This is a genomic window from Pseudomonas sp. CVAP#3 (assembly GCF_018986375.1).
Classification (GTDB): domain Bacteria; phylum Pseudomonadota; class Gammaproteobacteria; order Pseudomonadales; family Pseudomonadaceae; genus Aquipseudomonas; species Aquipseudomonas helvetica.
Genome location: NZ_JAHMSC010000039.1, coordinates 1 through 4,872, shown reverse-complemented (window position 1 = coordinate 4,872; position 4,872 = coordinate 1). Strand labels below are relative to the sequence as shown.

The 4,872-nt window shown below is 49.2% G+C and carries 8 protein-coding genes; 6 read left to right on the top strand and 2 right to left on the bottom strand.

The window, feature by feature from the left end; genetic code table 11:
• The first annotated feature begins 147 nt into the window (after positions 1–147).
• From KRR23_RS28890 to KRR23_RS28865, 6 genes are all read left to right on the top strand, one after another.
• Positions 148–528, top strand: a complete 381-nt coding sequence (locus tag KRR23_RS28890; protein ID WP_253912315.1) for a hypothetical protein — start codon at positions 148–150, stop codon at positions 526–528.
• A gap of 133 nt (positions 529–661) precedes the next feature.
• Entirely contained in the window at positions 662–1,342 is a 681-nt protein-coding gene (locus KRR23_RS28885; protein WP_216745224.1) for a hypothetical protein, read from the top strand.
• Positions 1,343–1,379: 37 nt separating this feature from the next.
• Positions 1,380–1,655: a YrhB domain-containing protein gene (locus KRR23_RS28880; RefSeq protein ID WP_216745223.1), complete on the top strand. Its 276-nt coding sequence runs from the start codon at positions 1,380–1,382 to the stop codon at positions 1,653–1,655.
• A gap of 195 nt (positions 1,656–1,850) precedes the next feature.
• Positions 1,851–2,252, top strand: a complete 402-nt coding sequence (locus tag KRR23_RS28875) for a hypothetical protein (protein ID WP_216745222.1) — start codon at positions 1,851–1,853, stop codon at positions 2,250–2,252.
• A 141-nt stretch (positions 2,253–2,393) separates the two neighbouring features.
• A complete protein-coding gene (locus KRR23_RS28870; RefSeq protein ID WP_216745221.1) occupies positions 2,394–2,753 on the top strand; it encodes a hypothetical protein in 360 nt (119 codons plus the stop codon).
• 210 nt (positions 2,754–2,963) lie between these two features.
• Entirely contained in the window at positions 2,964–3,347 is a 384-nt protein-coding gene (locus KRR23_RS28865) for a hypothetical protein (protein ID WP_216745220.1), read from the top strand.
• Between the two features lie 456 nt (positions 3,348–3,803).
• Here the strand turns inward: KRR23_RS28865 and KRR23_RS28860 are convergent, their stop codons facing one another.
• Both KRR23_RS28860 and KRR23_RS28855 read right to left on the bottom strand, forming a co-directional pair.
• Positions 3,804–4,070 (bottom strand): short-chain dehydrogenase, encoded by a 267-nt coding sequence (locus KRR23_RS28860; protein ID WP_103316269.1) that lies wholly within the window; start codon positions 4,068–4,070, stop codon positions 3,804–3,806.
• Positions 4,067–4,351 (bottom strand): DUF3077 domain-containing protein, encoded by a 285-nt coding sequence (locus tag KRR23_RS28855; protein WP_216745219.1) that lies wholly within the window; start codon positions 4,349–4,351, stop codon positions 4,067–4,069. Before KRR23_RS28855 ends, KRR23_RS28860 begins: the two co-directional genes overlap by 4 nt.
• Positions 4,352–4,872 lie beyond the last annotated feature (521 nt).

The window sequence follows — 4,872 nt, the reverse complement described above, 5'->3', positions numbered from 1 at the left end:
CAAAAGACAATGTTCGCACCTTGAATTTTGCGCCACCTCCGTGAGGTGGGGAGGCCGGCTAGATGATTCTCAGATTTATTTATTGATAAACGATTTTAGTCGTCGTCCCATCCTGTATAAGGTTTACACCTGTTTCAGGAGTAGACATTGCCGGGTTTTGTTGTCGTAAATAAATCTTTCCCCTTTTTTGTTCTTTTTTGTTACAGCCCGGAAGAACTATTGAGTGATGTGGATATGATTGTTCGAGAACTTGGGCGAGAAGAGCCTGTGCAGGTGTTTGGGATTTACTGGATAGAGAACGAGCGCTTTTACTGGGTCATTCCTTATGATGGTTACGGTGGCCTGATGGCACTCAGTGATAGAGAGGTCAATGTTGTTGACTCTTCTTTGTCAAGTGATCTCATCCTCTGCAAGGATGGGGATGGGCGTGACATGATTCTGCACTGGGCAGCGGAAGATTTGATTGAAAAACTCGTGGAGCGTGATCCACTAGCAATGGTCGAGTTCTTAGGGCGCATAAAAAACTGATAGGGGAAAAGGGGACACCCATTAGCCGGTCCTACGTCAAGATCCAAAGCCAACCCGCCCTGCTTTTTTAACGGCAGGGTGTCCCCTTTTTTGTAGCGCACTCTCTGCACTGCCGCCCGATGTACTGGACGCATTGGGTGATTTTACGAAGGAAGCAACGAAATTTGATGAGAAGGTCAAGTCGTGCATAGAAGACCACACCTGCAAAGTGTCCTCTTCCAGCAATTGGAGGCCTGGTCAGACGGTTGAACTGGGTGAGTCCATTATCAATGATTTGCCTCGAAACGCTGGTGAAGCTTCGCTCGATCAAGTTGTAAAAGTCCTAAAACTCACCCACGAGTTTCCGGCAGAGCAAATTCAGGCCATTGCTCTGACTGTTCAGGCAGTGATGGGGCCGCTCAAAATGGTGGTGAGCGTTGCTGCCAACGCCGCGATCAAGCAAACCGTTGGTGACAAGATAGATGAGATCAAAGAAGCGGCTGCGATCGAGCTGGCCGCGAAAGTCGTTGATCGAACACCTGAGTTTATGGCCGAGGAGCACGCCAAGGCTAAGAAGGAGCCTGTCGACGGGTTGGCCGGTGACAAGTATGTATTGGCCAGCGAGTTCCTTATCGATGCGATTCTGGGCGAAGTCAAATCTCTGGGCATGAAGGCGGGCGGTAGAATCATTCAGGTGACGGGGGAAAAGCCGTCTCCGGAGGAGGTACTGGGTGGAGCTCATAGAGACACGAGTAAGCCTGTCAATGACAAGCTAGACTCAGGAAAAGGGGACACCCATTTTTTAATGGGCAGACTGGAAAATCAGCGAATTTAAGTAATTTTAATACATTGCAGTTATTGAGGACTAACTAATGATCACCTATGAGTATGCTTTAGGGCGAGCGAAGGAATATTTGAAAGACTCTGAGGTTCCTTTGCAAATAACACATGAAGGAGAGTTTTCTGGTGGATGGTTTTTTTGCTATCAATCAGAAGAGTATTTAAAAGCCGGAAATCCATCGGCTCAGCTTGCTGGAAATGGTCCGTTTATAATTGATAGGCAATCTGGAAAACTCCATGTGCTAGGGACTGCCAAACCCTTAAAAGAATATCTTGATGACTACGTAAGAAAAAACGCGGGGGAATAGGTTTAATCTAATGGTGCAAAAGCAACTGCCACGGTTGGAGATCAAGCAGCTTCTACACTTTCGAAGAACTTTGGCGCTGCCGCAGAAAAGGCTGAGTTGAAATCTTTAACCGTAAGAGCTATAGATGATAAAACAGGACTTCCGAAAAACTATTACTGGGAGTCAGGTATGAAGTCTATTAAGGAGAAAAAATAGATGATCATCGGAGGGTATACCCTTAGTCCTGAGCATGGCAGATCGCAAATCCCTCTCATTGATCAGCCGACCATGGAAGATGTAAGGTCCATTATATGTGGATATAGTAAAGTCGACGGCGTCGCTTCGTTGTCTATTTCCCCGGCACCTGAAGCCGGACCTTACGAAATCAATCTTTATGCTGATTCTGGAAATTATATTCTGATGCTGAACCAATACCTTGATGATGGTGAGCATGTTGTGCGTACTCTTAATAATACGTCGACTGGAGCAAAATTGGTTGATGTTCTGGGCGATTACTATCCGGCGAGTTTTGTCACAAGAAATATAGATATCGTTATTTCTTGTTTTCAAGAATTTTTGAGGTCCGGTGATGTAAGCTTTACAGTGTTGAATGCTTAAAGTAAAAAAGTATGCACGTAATGGGTGTCCCCTTTTTGCTGTACTACTGGCAAGCCGCCGCAGCCTCCAAAGGGGCTTTCAAAAGCAGAACGAAAGCAGTGGATTAGAGAGCGTACGCACATTGAGCAGGTGGATTAAGTAATGGGTAATTTCATACATGTTGTTTTGTCGTGCTTACCTTTGAGTATTGAAAGTATTTTTTGGGATGGTGATAGCCTGTTGTTGTCTTCAGGGGGGTGGTACTTCAGAACTGAAAGCGCATGGCGTGTATCTAGAGAGGGGGAAATGCAGTTTGCTTGTTGGGATGAGGATGCCGGTGATTTGATTAACGGGCTGGCAGGGTTGTCTGTGGTAGGAGTCGATTGGGTTATAGGTGGTCAGCCGATCGACCCATCTATGAAGTTGTCAGATGGTCGTAAACTCGATGTGTTCTGCTCAACTTCTATTGATCCGTGGGTTATGAGTCTTCCGGATGGCAGTATTTATGTAGGTAATTCGTAGGTGTCAATGGTATTGAAAATACTCCAGGGAAGCACGTACTAAGCGAAAAGGGGACCGTCGTCGAAAATAAATTTGTCCCCTTTTTGTCACAAAAGCTGGGATCAAAGACGTGCCAGTCAATGTGCATAGCGTGACTAAGGAAGAGGCAGACCAACTTATGCGAGAGGCTGCTGAAGCTCGGGTGAGATACTAGTTTATGAGGCAGTTAGTATGAATGATGTATTTCTTTTCGTAGAGCTTCAGTGCCAATTGGTGTTTGCGTTCGCAGAGCTACATCCCAACGCAAAGGATTTGAAATGGCTTCTCGATTTTCCTCAGAGTGGAGAAATGATAGTTGATGGTGTTCAGTGGCGATTTGTTAAGCATGGTGCAGGATTGCGTTTTGAGAAAACGTCATGCGAGCCGCATTGGGTTGTGGACGTACATAAGTTCTTTGGTGAGCCAAAAAGAATCGATGAATGGCGGCTAATTAAGTTTCTAGAGTCGTGTGGGAAATGTGTAGATAGGAGAAAGGTTTCATCATTATTAATAGAAATGTGCTTGGAAGGTCATTTGATTGATCTCGGCAGTGGGCAGTACTTTTTTGTCGGGTAGTTGTCGGTGCAAAAGCAACTCCGTCCGGTTTGGTTTCTGGAGAAACTGGAGTTGTAGGTACTGGTAAAGCTGCGGCCAACGATGCGAGTTTCGACGGTGCAAAAGGACATGCGACCGACTTACTGTCTGGTGAAACAAAAGTAGTAGGTGATGGTGCACCAGCGGCTAACGATGCGAGCTTTACAGGCGTAATAGGGGACATCCATTAGCCTGTCTCGAGTCAAGGCTAATAGGTGTCCCCTTTTTAGTGCAGATTGTTTGCGGCTTGGAAGGCTCCACCATTGTACCCACTCTGAAAAAGAGCCTTCCTCTCAAATAAATCGTACCCCGCGATGAGGTACATGGTTATCGCGGGGTACGGCGTTAAGCACCATCGTTTTGCAAGACTCTGCACGCAAGGCCTGAGGCTCAGTGGGTCCTTCCCCCGCAACGTGCGGGAACAGTGTGTGCGTTACTTCAGTGCTGCGCCCGTATCTGGCGCCCCAACACATCCATCACATCACAACCGTCCCGCAGCAGCATGGCCGCTGCGTGGGCGATTTGCTGCACGTCTGCGCCTTTGGCGTGGGCAATGTCGAGGCTGGCCAGGCTTTCCATCATCTGCGTGACCGCCAGAAACCGTGCAGCGGCGTTACTGTGCAGCACATCCAGCGGTGCTTGGGTGGCGACCAGCAGCACCGGGATGTCGCAATCGTTGTTGGTCATCGGCATGTGTGGGTTCATGCGTCATCCTCCGGTTGGGCGGCGTGCAGTCCGTCGATCGACGCCTGGACCAATGATCGGGCGGTGCCGAGCATCTGCTGGCTGGCCCAGCGTAACGAGACGATGTGTTCCGGGGTGGTGGCGGTGGGGGCTTGATGGGCGAGGGCTTCGGCGCAGCTCAGGTAGACCGAGGCGTGTTCGAGTGCGTCGAGTAACGGGATGTCGGGTTGGACGGCGAACAGGTAATGGTCAACGTGATCACAGCGGGCGAAGGGGGTGGATTTTGTGGTTGGATCGGTCATGGGTGTAGCTCCGTAAGATTCAGAAGAGCTGCCACGAAATCGCCGTCAAACGAAATAGGGTGGCAACTGTACGTAGGTTGACGGACCGGCTCTCACGTACACCGGCGCACCCGAAGGTGCCCCACGCACAGTTGCCATAAATGCTGCGGGCATAAGAATGCACGAGCAGAGAGAGGCTATGCGCGTCGTAAGAAAAGCGGGCCGTCAAACCCGATCACGAATGAGTCGTGACAGGCGCGAGGATAGGGAGTGAGGCTGTGGCAGTCAATCGGCCAAAGGTCTGACGCAGGTGGTTTGTTTGTAGGTTTGTTCCGAAACTGACGGTTGCCGTGTGCGCAGATACCGATGTGGAAAAGGGGACATTATTTTTCCTGTCCCTATCCCGTCCTGAATATGGCTTACACCAGTTTCAGGACCAGACACCCGCCAAAAAGCCCGGACACGTGTCCGCAATGCTGTTCACTTAAGCCGATGTTTCAGGCACATCCGCAGTTGTGGCGAGGGAGCTTGCTCCCGCTGGG